Source organism: Streptococcus sp. 17.1 (genome assembly GCF_016648655.1).
GTDB classification, from domain to species: Bacteria; Bacillota; Bacilli; order Lactobacillales; family Streptococcaceae; genus Streptococcus; species Streptococcus salivarius_E.
On the sequence record NZ_JACLQM010000004.1, the window covers coordinates 71349 to 87853 of the forward strand.

Below are 16505 nucleotides of genomic sequence, written 5' to 3' on the forward strand. Positions count from 1 at the left end.
ATACTCCCAGTATAGCAAGAGAAGGGAAGATTGACAAATCAACTAAAAAACAGCCTACAAGGCTGTTAAGTCATTATTATTGTTGTGAATTATTGAACTGTTTGAAAGGAAATTCTACTTTTGTGGGTTGACAAGACAAAACCAACAGAACGATATCACCTATAACAAAGGCAAAACGTAAAAAAATCAAGGCCCAGTGATAGCCTGCATCGCGCAAGCGACGTACCTGAAGGGAAATGGATGGGATAAAGCTAGCAGGAAAATAGGTCATTACAAGCAGATACGGTAAGTTGAGAATAACATGGTAAGGACTATCGGGACTATCAAAAACAATTACAACTATAACTATGCTAAATAAAATAATACTTACAATAGTATTCGCTAAAACTGCCAACCAATAGTCTGAGCGAGTTGAACGTCCCGTGAAATCGACATAGCCCATCCAATACTTTTTATAAGCTCTAAACATCACAAAAGCTCCTCATGGGGCTTTTTGTTTATTCTCTAATTTGACCTTGGCCATTAATATAGAACTTGGTTGAGGTTAGGGCCTCAAGTCCCATTGGGCCACGGGCGTGCATTTTTTGGGTTGAGATTCCGATTTCAGCACCCAATCCAAAGACGAAGCCGTCTGTGAAGCGGGTTGAGGCATTAACATAGACAGCTGCAGCGTCTACGTCGTCTTGGAATTGCTCCGCACGACTGATATCCTGAGTTACGATAGCCTCTGAATGCGATGTTGTGTAGGTATTAATCCAATCAATGGCCTCATCAAGGCTGTCTACCACTTTAACAGACATAATATAGTCAAGAAACTCTGTCGCAAAATCTTCTGGTGAAGCGGGTACAGATTTTTCCATAAGTTTCAAAGCCTTTTCATCCGCACGGAATTCAACAGCCTGAACTTTTGAAATAGCTTTTTCCAAATTAGGTAAGAAGTCTTCCGCAATATCAGCATGAACAACGAGAGATTCTGCAGCATTACAAACACTTGGTCGTTGGGTTTTGGCATTGATGACAATCTGTGTCGCCATATCTAAGTTAGCATATTTATCCACATAAATATGACAGTTACCAACACCCGTTTCGATGACAGGAACCTTGGCTTTTTCTTTAACTGTTTGGATGAGACGTGCTCCACCACGAGGGATGAGCAAGTCTACATACTTAGTCGCCGCCATGAGTTCCTCTGCTACCTCATGAGAGGTATCTTCAACCAGCTGAACAGCATCTGCTGTGATACCTGCATTTTCCAAAGCCTTACGAGCTACTGTAACCAAGGCCTTGTTGGAATTGATGGCATCACGTCCTCCACGAAGAATAATGGCATTATTGGTTTTAAAGGCAAGGCTAAAGGCATCGATTGAGACATTGGGACGGCTCTCAAAAATCATAGCGATAACACCCATAGGAACACGCTTTTGAACAATTTTGAGACCATCCAGATTCGTATAGCCACGAACTACTTGACCGATTGGGTCCTGAAGATCTGCCACCTGACGGACACCCTCAGCAATCCCTGCGATACGGTCTTCCGTCAAGAGCAAGCGGTCTTGCATAATCTCTGAAATACCATTTTCCTTGGCATTGGCCATATCCTTAGCATTTTCAGCGATAATATAGGCACTCTCAGCTACTAGAGCTTTAGCTACCTGATTTAGAAGGTCATTTTTAGCTGCTGTTGATAATTTAGCAATCTGACGACCCGCCACTTTGGCCTGCTGGCCCAATGTATCAATATATGTCATATTAGTCCTCCTGTTTAAAGAGTGTACCGATTTTGGCTCCTTCTAGGACACGAAGAATGTCACGCGGATTTTCACCATTCATTAAAACCATTTGGCTTTGATTTTCAAAAACCATCTGGGCTGACTTAATCTTACTCATCATACCACCCGTACCAAATTTACTACCAGCACCACCAGCTGAGGCTAGAATTTCCTCTGTAATCTCTGGTACATAGCTACGAAGGGTTGCATCTTCATAGACATTTGGGTTCTTATCGAAGAGCCCATCAATATCTGACAACATAATGAGTAGGTCAGCACCAACAATCTTAGCTACGATAGCTGACAAGCGGTCGTTGTCCCCAAACTTAGTCGCATGGTCCATTTCATCTACGCTGACAGCATCATTTTCATTAACAACTGGAACAACTCCAAGCTCAAAGAGGCTTTCAAAGGCATTGATGGCATTGGCCAAACTCTCAGGATACTCGACCACATCACGGGTCAAAAGAAGCTGAGATACCTTGGTTTGGTAATGTGAAAAGACCTGAGAATAAAGGCTCATCATGGCCACCTGCCCTACACTTGAGACAGCCTGTTGCTTACCAACCTCTGCTGGGCGCTTCTCAAGATCTAGGACATTAAGACCAAATCCCATAGCCCCAGAGGATACGAGGACAACCTCAATTCCTTTATTATGTAAGCTAGAAATCACAAAAGCTAGCTGATCGATTTTTTCAAGATTAATTTTCCCTGAAGGCAAAACCAGGGAGCTAGTCCCGATTTTGATAACTAGGCGTTTTACTGAGTCAAAATTTCGTTTCATATTTATGATTATACACTAAATTCAGGTATTTTAACATATATAATGCATAAGTTTACATATTAAAGATTTTCAGCAAAAAAGAATCCCTCCAATCGGAGAGACTCTTTAAACAATTTGGCCTAGGCAAAAAACATGGCTCTAATACGCTTCCAACGTCTGCGATCAACAAAGAGATAAACGATTAGGGCAATTAAAGCTATAAGCCCAGATACTATAGCATTGACTACTAGGGCAATCCAGAACTTACTTGCAAAGAAGACAATACCTCCTAGCAAGGCAGCGATGAAAATTGTAAGAATAAAGATACCCATATAGAGCCACTGTCCGCCACCCCGATTGAAGAGCTGAGTGACTTCTTGCCAATTCACTTCCAATAATTTAAGGTCACGTTCAAAGAAATAGCCACCTACAAGATAGGTTGTTACCAGAAAACCAAGAGCGAAACTTGCCACCAAAATAGGATGGAGATGTGCAAGGAATATTAGACCAAGTCCTCCTAATAAGAGGGATACACCGACTTGCAAGCCATAGAAAATCCAAAACTTTTGACGAAGATAGTCACCCGTATTGATTGGCAGGCTACGGATAAAGTCAAAGTTTGTTCCCTCTAAGGAAGTTGCCACCCCAAGAAAACTTGTTGGTTGCGCTGAAAAGAAACCAAAGGCAATTCCGACTAAAAGCATGAGCCCGAAATAGTCTGGACCTAAATCTTTCAAAAAGAACGCACCTCCACCCAGCATGATCATATATAATACTGGTACCACATAGGTATTGATAATGAGGGTTGAGTTTCCCAAAGTAGATAAATGATGGCGAACCAAGACCTGTCTTTGACTTCGAGTAACAACTTTTACCTGAGTCTTTCTAGCCTTTTTGTTATAAATGGCTTCGTGGAAATAACGAGGCATTCTGACTTTATAAAACCAAAGACCCAAGATAAGCACTGAGATAAGAGGAAGATAAAAATTTAGTAGAGCCTCCGGAGATAGAGGAGCAGCTACCACATCATAGTAACCTCTTAGATAAGGCAACAAAGGAAAATCGATATGTCCAGCACCCTTAACATAACCATTAAGAAAACCAACCATCATGATAGGGAACATAATCAATAGGGTTGACAGGGTCATCAAAATAGTCGAATAGAGCTTTTGACGAGAACTGCGAACAATCAGCGTTCCAACACTATTAGACAGAATCACTGAAAAAACGAGATTAATAAAGAGAGAAACGATAAAGGATAGAAGCCCCACGACTATCCCCAGTGGGCCAATAAATTGCCAGTAAGCTAGAATGAGAAGACTAAGGATAGGTACCATGAAGGTCATCCCAACCATAGAACCTGACAAGGTCTTGGCCAAAAAGACTTCTGATGGCTTTAAGGGAAGAGGCAGATAAGCCTTGCTATCCTTACTATCGTAAAAGGTACTATAGAGAGCCGTAAAAGTCTGGAGAAGCCCCATGATTGAAAATGTCAAAAGATATAGGGTTAAGATTCCAGGATTGGCCTTATAATCGACACCTACAAAAAGATAGCTATATACAACCGTAAAAATAATTAAAATCAAGAGTTGTTGTCTAAGCATGGCATTAACGATGGAGAAATTAGCCTTTTTCTTTTTCTCCTGACGTTTCTGTAGGTTAGTTACTGCTTGAGGATTCGCATAGAGGAGATTAATTTTAAAAAGCTCCCAAACATGGTTCCAGTTCATGACTACACCTCCTCGATCTTACGTCCAGCCATTTCCAGATAAATGGTTTCCAAATCCTTGTCAGGGTACTGAGACTTAAGTTCAGCTAGAGACCCTTGGAAGATGAGTTTTCCTTTCTTCAAAATAGCAATACGATCACAGAGCTGCTCAGCTACACTTAGAACGTGGGTTGAAAAGAGCACACTATTACCCTCCTTAGCATGGTTACGCATGGCTTCTTTCAAATCATAAGATGCCTGTGGATCCAGACCAGTCAAAGGCTCATCCAAAACCCAAATCTGCGGATTAACCAGAAGAGCACCGATAACGACAACCTTCTGACGCATACCGTGAGAGAAGGAAGAAATGAGGTTATAGCGACTTTCCGTCAAGTCAAAGGTAGCCATGAGATTAATCAAACGTTCCTCAACCTGACTAGCTTCCAAATCATAGATACGTGTCAAAAAGTACCAATAGTCATTAGCAGTTAAATTTAAGAATAAGTCTGGTGAATCTGGCACATAAGCGATTTTTTTCTTGATAGCATCACGATGTTGGCTGAGGGCCATATCATCGACGTAAACTTCACCGTAGCTAGCTTCAATGATAGACGTCAAAATGGAAATAGTCGTGGTCTTACCAGCCCCATTGTGACCAATCAGACCAAAAATCTCCCCATCTCGAATCTCGAGGTTAAGATCTGAGAGAGCATCCTTATCTTCATAACGTTTCGTTACGTGTTCAAAACGAATCATCTTTTATCCTTTCTTGAGAATCTATTTAACGATAGTCTCATTTTACACTTTATATTAGATTGTAAATTAGAGTTATTACCTTGTTTTTTATGGACAATACTCTAATAATATCGGCAATAGTTTTAGATAAGGCTATTTCCTTACCTTCTCATTTATTGTATCATTTCAAAGGTACAATTTCAATAAAACGTTTGTAAAAACGAGACAATTTTGCATTCGCTCTTTGATAATGCTAAACTTATAGTATTTAGACTAAATAGGAGGAAAATCACTGATGCCAACTGGAATTATCATCAACTCGCTATCTATTATCTTAGGAGGAATCGCTGGAGGGCTCTTCGGGGACTATCTCAGAGACGATTTCAAGGAAAATCTTAACCTTATCTTTGGCCTAGCCTCTATGGTAATGGGGATTAGCGCTATTATGAATATGGTTAATATGCCTGCGGTTATCTTTGCGGTAGTTATCGGTACCATCGTTGGGCTGGCCCTAAAGTTTGGAAACCTCATCAACAAGGGAGCTGGGCTTATGGAAAAAGGCTTGTCCAAGATTACACCAAGCAAGCAAACAGGGTTAGCTCACGATGAATTTTATGCGCAGCTCTTGACAGTTATCGTCCTTTTTTGTGCGAGTGGTACAGGAATTTACGGGAGTCTTGAGTCTGGGATGACAGGCGATGCTTCTATCTTAATTTCTAAATCTATCCTAGATTTCTTTACGGCTATGATTTTCTCTTGTAGTCTAGGCTACATCGTCTCCATGATTGCCATTCCACAATTTATCGTTTTCTTCCTCCTCTTTGTGAGTGCTGGTTTCATTCTCCCTCTAACAACAAAAGCCATGATTGGAGACTTTAAGGCTTGCGGGGGCTTCCTCATGATTGCGACCGGTTTTCGTATTATGAAACTGCGTCAATTCCCAACAGCAGATATGATTCCAGCCATGATTCTGGTTATGCCTATTTCCTGGGCCTGGGTCAATTGGGTGGTTCCTTTGATTAGTTGATATTAGGATTAAAATAAACTAAAACCGTCAGTCTCATGCTGACGGTTTTTGTCTCTATTTATTGCTATTATGGATTCTAACTATTAAAAACTAGTAATGTTTGTGGCGATTAATTCTAATTTTTCTAACCTTGTTTAGACTAAGATGAGTTTGTTATAATAGCCCTTGTAGGCCTAAGCAACCTACAAGATACTTTTTTTCATAACTATTTCCATCCTCTAATATTTTAAGGAACTTACAATACTGATGGAAATCTATCGAAAAGACTGGTGTGTGCACACCGGTCTTTTTTGGTGGGATTAAGACACAAAAAACCACTCTTTCACTATGAAAGAATGGTTAGGCTAGAGCTTATACTTCTACGACTTCCAAGTCTTTTCCACCTAGGAGAATAAGGTATTTATCAATCTTATCTATTTGATAGGCTTGGCTGAGTGCTTTAGCATAGAGGCTCATTTGCCCTTTGTAACGTTCCTCAAGTTCACTAGGATGAGTGAAGCGGTCCGTCTTATAGTCAAAGAGGACAATACGGTCTTCAAGAAGAAGGTAGCCATCGATGATACCACGGACGACAAACTCTTCTTTACTAGCGAGATCTTCTGCCAACATAGCAAATGGTGCTTCACGACGCAACTTACCACGGTTAGCTAGAATGAGCTTCCCAAGTTCGGTGTCAAAGAAGCCTAGTAGCTTTTCTAACTGCACACGCGCCTTAACTTGATCATCTGCCGATACCCGACTCAAGGCCTGTGTCAAATCTTGGAGGGTCACCTTGTCAGAAAGAATTAAGCGTTGCATGAGTTCATGGGTGGCTGAACCAACTGCAGCTCCAGTGACCTTAGTTTTTTGCCCAAAGTCTGGAAGCTCAAAGGTAGTAGTAGTCTCAAGAGGTTGCACTTCCTCTTTCTTGTCCATAATATCCACCCCTTCAGTATCCATGACAGGTTCGTAGAAGGCTTTGAGCTGGCTCGGCGTACGAACAGATGGAAGGTCAATCGCTGGTGCATAAAGCTGGTTGAGTTTTTCAACACTTTCTAAGACAGTTAGGGCACGCTTAATGTCTTCCGTCTGGCGATTGTTAGATAAATCATCAGCATTTACTGCTGCTTGAACTTCAACCTGACCAATAGCCTCTGGCGTCAACTCCTCAGCCTCAACAAAGCGAACAGTAAATTTGAGATCCTTTCTCATAAAGGCGGTATCCAAAGCCATAACCCAATCCTGATAAGTAGCGATTTGGTCACGGAGAGCTACTGGTAGGCGATTATTTTCGACATCCGTGCCAAATTGCTGGGTTAATTTTTCCTTACTACCCTTACCAACCAGGTAGAGTTTTTTCTCTGCACGTGTCATTGCAACATAGAGCAGACGCATCTCTTCTGAGATACTTGCCCTGCGCTCTTCCCTACGATTTTCCTGGAAGGTTAAGGTCTCTAGAACAACATTTAACTTGGGCAAATTGGTGTTTATCTGGTCTTTAAGGTCAGCTAGGTACTTAATGCCAAGTCCTTTTTCACGATTGATAATATACTTACCACTTAGTCCATCCCTACTGTGACCAATGAACTTGCGATTCATCTGCAGGACAAAAACATACTTGAATTCTAGCCCCTTGGACTTGTGAATGGTCATGAGGCTAACGGCATTTTTAGGAACCAAGTCTGTCACTTCCTCTAGGTCGTTACCGCTAGAAATGATCTTATCAATCATACCGATAAAACGAGAAAGTCCCTTAAAGCCGGTCTTTTCATAGGCATTAGCACGCAAGGCAAGGGCGTAGAGATTTGCCTGACGTTGTTCAGCTCGAGGGAGACTTCCAACATAATCATAATAGAAACGATCATCGTAAATCTTCCAAATGAGGTCGTAGAGCGAGTGCCACTTACTGTAATCACGCCAATCTACCAGAGTCTCAGTGAAAAGAGTCAACTTGGCATCAAGTCCTTGTGTGACAACTTCCGGATGAAGCCCTGTTTTAGTGCATGCTACAAGAAGCTTGTCATAGAATTGTCCTTCGTCAGCCTGGACAGCAATACGAGCCAAATCATCCTCGTTGAAATTAAACATAGGCGAACGAAGGAGGGCAACGAGGGCATAGTCATTAAGAGGATTATTGATGGCACGAAGGGTATCCAACATAATCATAACTTCTAGCGACTCTAGGTAACTTGACTTGTACTCGTCAGGAACCAAAGGAATTCCGTGCTCCTCGAAGCTTGCCATCAAGTCCAGATAGGTGTTGCGGGTTGGTGCTAGGAGGGTAATGTCCTCAAAACGTACACCCTGCTTATGAAGGTTGATAATTTCTTTGATAACCAAGGAAATCTCACCACTACTGATAGGTTGATCAGAACCTTCCTCGTCAGGAGTCACACTTGCTTCATCACTATTGTAAATCAGAACCTCAGTCTCATTTTCAGGATGGGACTCTTTTTGCTTCTCGCTACCTGCTACCAACATGTGTGTCTTGTCATAGAGAATGTCCCCGATTTCCTGGTCCATGAGGTGGCTGAAAACACCATTGGTCGCATCAAGAACCTCAGATTGGCTACGGAAGTTCTCTTTAAGGAGAATCAGCTTACCTGCATCTGGATTTTCAAGGAAGAGCTGGAACTTGCCATTAAAAATCTGAGGATCTGCCTGACGGAAACGATAGATGGATTGCTTGATATCTCCCACCATGAATCGGTTGTGACCGTTAGAGAGGAGCTCCAACATGCGTTCTTGGGTATGGCTATTGTCCTGATACTCGTCTACCATTACTTCATGGTAACGGTCACGGTAGCTGGCTGCCACCTCTGGATTTTCCTCCAAAATACGGATGGCAAAGTGGGCGATATCTGAGAATTCAAAGGCATTTTCCTGAATCTTAGCTTGTAAATACTGATCTGAGAAATCAAGCACAAAGGACTGGAGCAACTCCAATAGAGGTAGGATGTCATCATTATGCTTGGTCAAAACCTCGAGGACCGTTAGTTGGGTATCAATCTCACGCAACTGGGCCACAAACTCATTTTTGGTCTTGTTGTAAGCTTCCTTGTAGGCCTTGAGTTCCTCGTCTTTAGGACGGGTCATATTTGTCAAGCCAGTCCCTCCTGACAGAGTCAAGAGTTGTTTGAGCAAGTCCTCCATATCGGTTTGGTCATTGGCCAAGGCTCCCTCCAGAAGGCTAATGGCATCTGACACATTATTCAGATACTTGGCCTTGGCAAATTCACGCTGAGCTAGACCTAGATGATCTCTTAAGAAAGCTAGGAAATCAGCCAACAAGCCATCTTTGAGACCCTCTAAAAGCTCAACCTTAGCCTTGTCTGGCTTGGCATCCGTCTGCCCTTTTAAGAGATTCTGACGTAGCCATTTTTCAGGACCTGCAGTGGCCTGAGAAAAGTTATAGACATCGTAAACTAGATCACGGAAGGCCTTACTAGTCTTACCATTTCCAGCGAAGTTGCGGACCAATTTTTGGAAAAGCTGGGCATCCTTGGCTTGCATGTAATCATTGAAAAGATCCGTATAAACCTCATTTTTCATAAGTGTCTGCTCAGCAGGGTCTGTCATGATGCGGAAAATAGGTGACACACCCAGGAGATAGCCATACTGATTGACCAATTTCTGGGTGAAGGCATCCATGGTTCCAATATCAGCCGTCCCAATCTTGGCAATCTGGTCTGAAAGAAAGACACGCTCTTCATCCGTCTCAACCTGTCCCAGATGCTCTGTCAGACGCTTTTCCAGACGCTCTTTTAACTCACCTGCAGCCTTTACCGTAAAGGTTGAGATAAAGAGTTGGTCAATACCAACGCCACGTCCAATCATATCAAGGATACGCTCAACCATGACAAAGGTTTTTCCTGATCCGGCCGAAGCTGACACAAGAATATTGCTACCATTACTGTAAATGGCCTCAATCTGCTCAGGTGTTAACTTGCGTTCCTTGTCAGAAGCTGCTTCTTGGGCAATGCGTTCCTTAATCTCTGTTGGACTTAAAAAAGCTTTAGTCAACATGGTTGTCCTCCTGGTCTTTTTTGTCTGCTTTTACAGCTTGATCAGTGACTGGAAAGGGGATGATATTTTCAGCAACTTGCATCTCATTATCGTCCTCATCTTTTGCCATCAGCTCCAAATAGGCTTCCTTCTTGCCCTTACTTGGTAAACGCAAGAGTTTTCGAGCCTGTCCCATGTGGCGGTCGGCTTCAAAATGAGTAATAGCCTTGATTTGATCTCCTTGGACAGACTTGCCATCCTCAGTATAAGGATTAACCGCAAAATTCCCGCTTCGAATAACTTCAGCAGCACTTGTAAACAGCTTAATATTGTAATCAAGCAAGGTTTCTAGGTCCTCCTTATCATAGGTGACAGTCTTTTGTAAATCATAGTTTCCACCAGCCAGATGCTCCGTTTCTGAAGCCACAAAAAGTCCCTTATAGGTCAATTCCTTATGAGCCTGAGCTGCTAACTTATCCAGACCAAACTGAGCTAGGTTAAGCTGTGGGTCCTGCATGTGAAGATACATGGCACCAAAAAGCTGATCAGCATCAACCTTATAGGTCTGGCGAAGAGCTTCTAGATAGGTTACCAATTGCGGACTGAGACCATTGTAGAATTTCTGAATGTCAAAGACATTTTTACCTGATTTGTAGTCAACGACACCCAGAGCCCCATCCGTTAAACGGTCCACACGGTCAATAATCCCTGTAATCTTGATGCTATTTGCTAAAAGCAAGTCAAACTTGGCTTCCTCACGCTCAACCTTAACAGCCGCATTATCACGCAAAACACTGGCAGTTGATCGGGCGATATCTTCTAAAATCTGACGAGATAAGCGACTCTCTTGGTCCTCTGTATAGAGAAGTTCAAAGGGTTGTTCCTGATTGGTCTGAGCAATAGCCTTTTCCAATTTATCATCGAAGTTTTCTGACGAAGAATCACCCATGACACGCTCAAAGACACGGTGCAAGTAAGTCCCATGGTGTCGAGCATCTGGATGGATGGACTCCAACTCTTCAAGCCCCAAAACATAACGCAAGAAATAAAGATATTGGTTGTTATAGAAGGTCGTCAGAGCCGAGGCTGATAATTTCAGTGGTTCTTCCCCCGGAAAGACCAGCTGCATGACCTGATCATCAACCTTGGTCGTCGTCACATCGTCAATCACATTTGGAATCAAGACTTGGTCCTTATCAAGTCGCTTACGGAGATAACGCACCGCAACTGACCAGAAAGTCTGCGTTTCCTTGTCCAAATCAGCATCTAGATGGCTACTGTTAAGGGCGATGACAGTTGATAGAAGGTCCTTGTAGTTCCCAATCTGGTCACCCTTAGCCTCGAAACGATTACGTCCCTTTTCAACCAAAGGAAGACCAAGGTCAAGCAGCTCCTTCAAATAAACCGACATGTCATCTTGAGTCTCATTGAGAATTTGTGGCTGACTAAGCACCAATTGTTCACTAGCTGCATTAAAAAGTGACATAGCCACAAAATGCCCCCGCTGACTATTGCTCTGCGTAACAATATCCAAACTCCGGTGTTCATCCGTAGCTTCATTGATACGACTACGTTCCTCGTCAGACAGGAGACTCTTATTTTGCCCTACCTTTGGAAAATGTGACTGGGTCATGCCCAAGGCAAAAACATAAGGAGCAGAGTGTGGTTGAATCAAATCGTATTTCTTCACATTGACCACATCAACAGTAGCTGGGACCGTACGGTAATCACAGGCCAACATGCCCGAACGCAAGATAGACAAAAAGTCATCCACTGAAAGTGTTTCTTCCCCAAAGATTGTCTCAACCTGCTCCAAGAGTTGCGTGAAGGCCTTCCAGACCTGTTCATTCTGCTCTTTTTCAGCTTCACTGGCCTTGGCAGTCAAACTAGCCATCTGACTTGGCACTTGCACAGCCTCTAAAAAGACCACAAGTTTCTTGAGCAGACTAGACCCCTTCTGTTTGCGACTGTTAAGCAACTTGTCCAAGGGCTCTACCAGTTGTGATCTCAAGGTATTGAGCTGATCCAAATCATACTTATCACGACTATTAGCCGTGAAATCAGAAAGGAACTTGTGACGCCCCTTGATATCTGCAAAATTGACATAATATTCAAAAAGGTCTAAATCCTCTTGAGCAAAACCACCATAGAGACCGGATTTTACGAGATTAAGCAAATCCTCGGCACGGTAATTATAGCGCTTGATACGTTCCAGCGAATCCACAAACTGCACCAAAGGGTGGCTAGACATGGTTTCTTCCTTCCCGAAATAATAGGGAATATCAAATTTTCGGAAAATCTGCCCCACCTGAAGCTTATAACTCTCCTCATCACCTAGCAAGACCAAAATATCCTTGTAGCGCTTGCCATCCGCCAGCAACTGACGAATACTCTTGGCAACCTGAGCCACCTCTTCCTTTTGGTTGACCACTTCCCAGACCTGCAAGGCTTGCTTGTCCTGAGCAGTCAGCTGCTCATCTACCGTACTAAAATCATGACGGCTTTCCAAAAGACGGCTAATACGTGCAAAAGAAGGATTGCCCTCTTTGTCTGTCGTCACGTAGTCAGGTGTCACCTTATAAGTCTGAGCCAGAGTTCTCAGAAAATCCACTGAAGCTTGATAAACATTGCCATAGACAAAATTAGCCCTATAAGCCTTTTGACTGGCATAAGTTCCAATGACAATCTGGTGGCACTTATCATTTAAGAGGGTAACCAAAGCCTCCTCTTCAGCTGAGAAACGCGTAAAGCCATCAATGACCAGAACCGTATTACTTAGAGCCTTATCCAGATGTCCTGAGGTAATCTCTTTGAAGAAGGCACTGAGTTTTGATTGATTGTCAAAATCTCCTGCCAACAAGAGGTCTTGAGCCGCACTGAAAATCCTTACCAAATTCTCTTGTTTCTCTGCCTGATCCAAATGCTGCAAATCCAGAACCGTCATATTAGCCTGCTGCAACTCTTTGTAAAGGTCTACCAATTGATTAATAAAGTTACTATCCTTGCGCAAACGGCCATAAACCTTGAGCTCATCATCGCCCATATGCGACAACACCTTATAAAAAATCATGGCCAGACCAGTATCATCCAGCTGCGTTTTGGGGTTGCTCGTATTGAGAATAAAGTATCTCGCCATCTGAGTAAAACGAGTCACCGTAATCTCAAAGGATGCTGACTGAGGCAGGTATTCCAAGACCTTACGCTCCTTCTCAAATGACAGGGCATTAGGGGCAATATAAAAGACCCTCTTTCCCTTTTGAGCATAGCTGGTTGCCTGCTCCGTCAGAATTTCTGTTAAATCCTGAGACATATCCGTATAAAGTAATTTCATAAGACGTCCCTTTCTTGTCTCTACACCAGTCGTTAGGCTAAGCAAGAATTGCCATTCACTTAGTGCTAACAACCACTAATCCTTGCTATTATAACACAGAATGAAGCAACAATCAGACTCCTCCCTCGCCCCTTTTACTTCCGATGTCCCAAGCTTCAGACATCAGCCTAACAACCATTGCAAAGAGCCATCTTTTATGGTCCTGTAACCAAAAAAAGAGCCAAATCCTTTGATTTAGCTCTACAACTTTATTTAAAAATTAATTCCTGTTTAAAGAGATAATCACCACTACTTGTAATCAAGTTGGCATCACCGTATTTCTTAAGAATGTCCTTGGCTGAGTGAAGGTTAAGAACAGACGTTTTCTTCTGATTTTCTTCCTGCATAATGGCATCAAGGTCCACTCTTTCTTCTTGTGTTCTATTTTCCATAATAAAGTGGAAGGTGCCATCTTGATCATGACGGTGAAAACTAAAACTAATCTGACTAACAGTCACCTGCTTACTCTCATCAATCGCATTACTAAAGAAAATAGACACCAGCAAGGTCAAGTCAACCACATTCATGGTAAACCCTGAAATCTCCTCAGGAATATCACAAGTCACTGGAATATTACTACGTTTAGCCTCCATCATACGAGCCGAAAGAAGACTACGTAAGGGTAAGGACTGAATATTTTCCAGCTTAGGATTATCAATGACACGGAAACGTTCAAACTCCTTGGCACTCTCTCTAAGCACATTCTGATACACCTGCTCGGCAAGAGCCTCTTCCTGGTCACGCACTTCCTCTGAAAATTGTTCCACAACCGTCTGATAAGACTGTCTATATTGTAACAACTCATTGTAGAGAAGATCAATCTTTTGGTTGGCCTTGGTCAAACTATTCAAATGCCTCTTTTCCTCCATGGCCAAACTCTCTTCCAAATACTGCCTAGACAGTTGATTAAGATGGGCAACTAGGAAAATGAAAGCCACTGCGGACAAGAGAACCCAAAGCATCCGAAATCTCAACTCCACCTCTGAAGAATAGCCAGGGAACCAACTGTCTAAGTTCACACTGAGATAGATTCCCAATAAATAAATGGCCATTGCTATAGCAACTCTTCTAGAAATCTGGAGGTTCTGGAAAGAGTCATCACTATAGACCTTCCAACGCTTCAAATCCAAGCCCAAGAAACGGTCAAATACAAAATAAAGTGGCAAAATCAAGCCGTAAGATAAGAGATAGAAAAGAGCATTGGACCCTACCTCAGCGACAGGGAGATTTAAGAGAAGGGGAATAAAGAAGAGTCCCAATAAGCGATAAAGTAAATCTGACGTCACCACTGGAAACAAAGTATGAAAAGCATACTGGGTCACTGACCAGGTCTTCCCTTTAGCAAGAAAGGCCAAAATCATCAGGATAAAGACATCAAAAACCATAATCATGTTAGTAATATTATACTGAATGACTACATCTAACAGGGCTAAGGTCAAGAAGACCGTCCAGGAGATACGAATGTCTGTCATTCGTTTGAAAATGGCACAATTTATCGTCAGAGTTAAAATAAGCTGAATGGCTAGAAAGGCATCTGTATCATAGAGATTTAAAAAATTTATTCCCAAAAACGATTCAAACATCGAATCTCCTTTCTATATTTTTTTTACAAGTCTTTAGTATTCAAATTGCTGTCTATAGATGAACTTATCATTCTTAAAGCTAAGTTTAGACTGAGGGTAACGCTCCATAATATCTTCGAGCTGCTCATTGATTGATAAGTGACTCTCATACGCCTCGTGGGGCGCCTCGGCACTATCTTGCGAAAGGGTTGTCTCTACAGAGAGGACCTGGACCTCACCTCTTTGGTAATAAGACATACGAACTAAACTATTTTCTTGACCATGAGCTCTCAACAAGGCATTGTCCAAGAAGGTGGTTAGAACAGCTGATAAATCCACTACATCGATATGAACTGGGGATATAGGGTCTGGAACCTCCATGATAAAATCAACGCCAACAGCATGAAACTCCATATACTTACTCTCAATGACGGAACGTAACAATTGAGAAAGCAGGTTAGAAATATCTGGCATAACCTTGCTGAAGGGAACCTCTTCATCAGATAGGTTCTGAGTGTCTCCCTCTTGACTAGTAGCCAGAACGGTCTTAGCCTTCTTAGGTACGACTACCTTAGGCACTCCATCACGGTATAGCTCCTGATAAAGATGGAGGATATGTCTACTAGATTCCTGTAAGCTCTGGAAATGACGCTCCTGCTCCTCTTTCAACTCCAGAAAAAGTTCATCCTTAATCCACTGGTTGGCATAGGAAACAACGATGAAGAAGGCTCCTGTTGCTAATAGAACGATCAACTTGGCATAATTGTTAACCACTTCTACAGGCCAGATGCTAGCAAAGTAAGGCATGAAATCATTTAGAAGCCCGTATGAAAGAAAGGCAAAACTAACCCCAATAACAATAGGGGTGAAGTGTATGCGTAAGCGCTCCTTTTCCTCGACCTGCAAATATTCATAACCAATAAAACGGTGAACCAAGAGGTAAAGAGGATAGGTAACTACCACACATATAAACTCCGTTAAAGATTCTGGAATGCGGCTCATCAAGTCGGCTCCCAAAAGTAAAGGAAAGACGATTAATGACAAGCCCCGTATAATGATATTAGTTGTTCCCCAGGCATAAAAGCTATTAAATACCGGCTCTATCCATGGCAAGTCTGGACGTTTGTAATAACTAAAACAAAATAATATGAGAGGATTAAGTAAAAATTTGAATCCCATAGGAAGAAGGGGAGTCAAAACAACTGACAAAAGACCACCTAATAAAAGTAGCCTCCAAGAAATCTTGACCCTACCAGCTGCATGAAACATCAGATAATTGACAAAGAAAATCAAGAGTGTGTCTATAGATACTAGCCAATGAAAATCTTTAAAAACAGCAAATAGCGATTCAATAATAAAAGTCATTCTTTTCCCCCTCTCCCTTTAATCTGATTTAAGAAACTTCCTCAAAAATCCCCTAGGAAGCCCTTTTTACAACACTACTCATTATATAGCTTTTTGTAAGTTTTCACAATAATTAAATTTCTAATAAAGTATATAATACCTCTAAGAATCCATTTATTTATATAAGATGGACTTACTATTAAATTAAAGTTACAAATGTAACATAAAAAGTTGAGATAATTT

At 42.0% G+C, this 16505-nt stretch carries 10 protein-coding genes; 1 reads left to right on the forward strand and 9 read right to left on the reverse strand.

Annotated features, from left to right (window positions below):
* Positions 1-76: 76 nt before the first annotated feature.
* From H7T99_RS03810 to H7T99_RS03830, 5 genes are all read right to left on the reverse strand, one after another.
* On the reverse strand, positions 77-469 hold the full coding sequence (locus tag H7T99_RS03810) for a DUF805 domain-containing protein (protein ID WP_037602546.1): 393 nt from the start codon (positions 467-469) through the stop codon (positions 77-79).
* Between the two features lie 28 nt (positions 470-497).
* A complete protein-coding gene (locus H7T99_RS03815; protein WP_201035951.1) occupies positions 498-1748 on the reverse strand; it encodes a glutamate-5-semialdehyde dehydrogenase in 1251 nt (416 codons plus the stop codon).
* 1 nt (position 1749) lies between these two features.
* Entirely contained in the window at positions 1750-2553 is an 804-nt protein-coding gene (gene proB / locus H7T99_RS03820) for a glutamate 5-kinase (RefSeq protein ID WP_021146442.1), read from the reverse strand.
* 119 nt (positions 2554-2672) lie between these two features.
* Positions 2673-4262 carry a DUF4231 domain-containing protein gene (locus H7T99_RS03825; RefSeq protein WP_201035952.1) on the reverse strand — a complete coding sequence of 530 codons (1590 nt, stop codon included), beginning with the start codon at positions 4260-4262 and terminating at the stop codon, positions 2673-2675.
* A 2-nt stretch (positions 4263-4264) separates the two neighbouring features.
* Positions 4265-4996, reverse strand: a complete 732-nt coding sequence (locus H7T99_RS03830; protein ID WP_155198283.1) for an ABC transporter ATP-binding protein — start codon at positions 4994-4996, stop codon at positions 4265-4267.
* Between the two features lie 274 nt (positions 4997-5270).
* On the opposite strand from H7T99_RS03830, the gene H7T99_RS03835 reads away from it, so the two are divergent.
* Entirely contained in the window at positions 5271-6002 is a 732-nt protein-coding gene (locus tag H7T99_RS03835) for a DUF554 domain-containing protein (protein ID WP_201035953.1), read from the forward strand.
* A 351-nt stretch (positions 6003-6353) separates the two neighbouring features.
* Here the strand turns inward: H7T99_RS03835 and addA are convergent, their stop codons facing one another.
* The 4 genes from addA to H7T99_RS03855 form a co-directional block, all read right to left on the reverse strand.
* On the reverse strand, positions 6354-10007 hold the full coding sequence (gene addA / locus H7T99_RS03840) for a helicase-exonuclease AddAB subunit AddA (RefSeq protein ID WP_201035954.1): 3654 nt from the start codon (positions 10005-10007) through the stop codon (positions 6354-6356).
* On the reverse strand, positions 9997-13317 hold the full coding sequence (gene rexB, locus H7T99_RS03845; RefSeq protein WP_201035955.1) for an ATP-dependent nuclease subunit B: 3321 nt from the start codon (positions 13315-13317) through the stop codon (positions 9997-9999). The genes addA and rexB overlap by 11 nt, the downstream gene beginning before the upstream one ends.
* Positions 13318-13565: 248 nt before the next feature.
* The gene (locus tag H7T99_RS03850) at positions 13566-14939 is read right to left on the reverse strand and encodes a GHKL domain-containing protein (RefSeq protein ID WP_037602561.1); all 1374 of its coding nucleotides are present in this window, start codon (positions 14937-14939) and stop codon (positions 13566-13568) included.
* 33 nt (positions 14940-14972) lie between these two features.
* Positions 14973-16283, reverse strand: coding sequence for a hypothetical protein (locus H7T99_RS03855; protein ID WP_037602563.1), 1311 nt, complete (start codon positions 16281-16283; stop codon positions 14973-14975).
* Positions 16284-16505 lie beyond the last annotated feature (222 nt).

Coding starts and splice junctions, on each gene's coding strand:
- H7T99_RS03830 (WP_155198283.1), bottom strand. CDS start 4,996: ATGATTCGTTTTGAACACGTAACGAAACGTTATGAAGATAAGGATGCT.
- H7T99_RS03815 (WP_201035951.1), bottom strand. CDS start 1,748: ATGACATATATTGATACATTGGGCCAGCAGGCCAAAGTGGCGGGTCGT.
- H7T99_RS03835 (WP_201035953.1), top strand. CDS start 5,271: ATGCCAACTGGAATTATCATCAACTCGCTATCTATTATCTTAGGAGGA.
- H7T99_RS03855 (WP_037602563.1), bottom strand. CDS start 16,283: ATGACTTTTATTATTGAATCGCTATTTGCTGTTTTTAAAGATTTTCAT.
- addA (WP_201035954.1), bottom strand. CDS start 10,007: ATGTTGACTAAAGCTTTTTTAAGTCCAACAGAGATTAAGGAACGCATT.
- H7T99_RS03810 (WP_037602546.1), bottom strand. CDS start 469: ATGTTTAGAGCTTATAAAAAGTATTGGATGGGCTATGTCGATTTCACG.
- rexB (WP_201035955.1), bottom strand. CDS start 13,317: ATGAAATTACTTTATACGGATATGTCTCAGGATTTAACAGAAATTCTG.
- proB (WP_021146442.1), bottom strand. CDS start 2,553: ATGAAACGAAATTTTGACTCAGTAAAACGCCTAGTTATCAAAATCGGG.
- H7T99_RS03825 (WP_201035952.1), bottom strand. CDS start 4,262: ATGAACTGGAACCATGTTTGGGAGCTTTTTAAAATTAATCTCCTCTAT.
- H7T99_RS03850 (WP_037602561.1), bottom strand. CDS start 14,939: ATGTTTGAATCGTTTTTGGGAATAAATTTTTTAAATCTCTATGATACA.